The following is a 1,107-nucleotide window of genomic DNA, read 5'->3' as shown; positions in this document are numbered from 1 at the left end:
TTACTCGATGATTTTGGAGACGACGCCGGCGCCGACGGTACGGCCGCCTTCGCGGATGGCGAAACGGAGGCCGTCTTCCATGGCGATCGGGGCGATCAGTTCGACGGTGAACTTCAGGTTGTCACCGGGCATGACCATCTCGGTGCCCTCGGGCAGCTCGACGGTGCCGGTCACATCCGTGGTCCGGAAGTAGAACTGCGGGCGATAGTTCGCGAAGAACGGCGTGTGACGGCCACCTTCATCCTTGGTCAGGATATAGGCTTCGGCTTCGAACTTGGTGTGCGGGTTGACCGACTTCGGCTTACACAGAACCTGACCACGCTCAACGCCCTCACGGTCGATACCGCGCAGCAGAACACCAACGTTATCGCCAGCCTCACCACGATCCAGCAGCTTGCGGAACATTTCAACGCCGGTACAGGTGGTTTTCTTGGTGTCGCGGATGCCCACGATCTCAAGTTCGTCGCCAACGTTGACAACGCCACGCTCGATACGGCCGGTCACAACCGTACCACGACCCGAGATCGAGAACACGTCTTCGATCGGCATCAGGAACGGCAGGTCAACGGCACGGGCCGGGGTCGGGATGTACTCATCCACAGCCGCCATCAGCGCGCGGATCGAGTTTTCGCCGATCTCGGGGTCACGGCCTTCCATCGCGGCAAGAGCCGAACCAGGGATGACCGGGATGTCGTCGCCGGGGTAGTCATACGAAGACAGAAGCTCGCGGATTTCCATTTCCACCAGTTCCAGCAGCTCTTCGTCGTCAACCTGGTCAACCTTGTTCATGTAGACGACCATGTAGGGGATACCCACCTGGCGACCCAGCAGGATGTGCTCGCGGGTCTGGGGCATCGGGCCGTCGGCCGCGTTCACAACCAGGATCGCGCCGTCCATCTGCGCCGCACCGGTGATCATGTTCTTCACATAGTCGGCGTGGCCGGGGCAGTCGACGTGCGCGTAGTGACGGTTCTCGGTCTCATATTCGACGTGCGCGGTCGAAATCGTGATCCCGCGTGCCTTTTCTTCGGGCGCGCCGTCGATCTGATCATAGGCTTTGAAATCGCCGAAGTATTTCGTGATCGCAGCCGTCAACGTCGTCTTGCC

1 protein-coding gene is annotated in these 1,107 nt (G+C 60.6%); it reads right to left on the bottom strand.

Annotated features, from left to right (window positions below):
• A partial coding sequence (gene tuf, locus BUB78_RS20035) for an elongation factor Tu (protein WP_073201196.1) occupies positions 1 to 1,107 on the bottom strand: 1,107 nt, incomplete at its 5' end.

Origin of the sequence: Roseovarius marisflavi (assembly GCF_900142625.1) — a bacterium.
Classification (GTDB): domain Bacteria; phylum Pseudomonadota; class Alphaproteobacteria; order Rhodobacterales; family Rhodobacteraceae; genus Roseovarius; species Roseovarius marisflavi.
The sequence above is the reverse complement of the archived record's forward strand: the minus strand, read 5'-3'. Positions and strand labels throughout refer to the sequence as shown.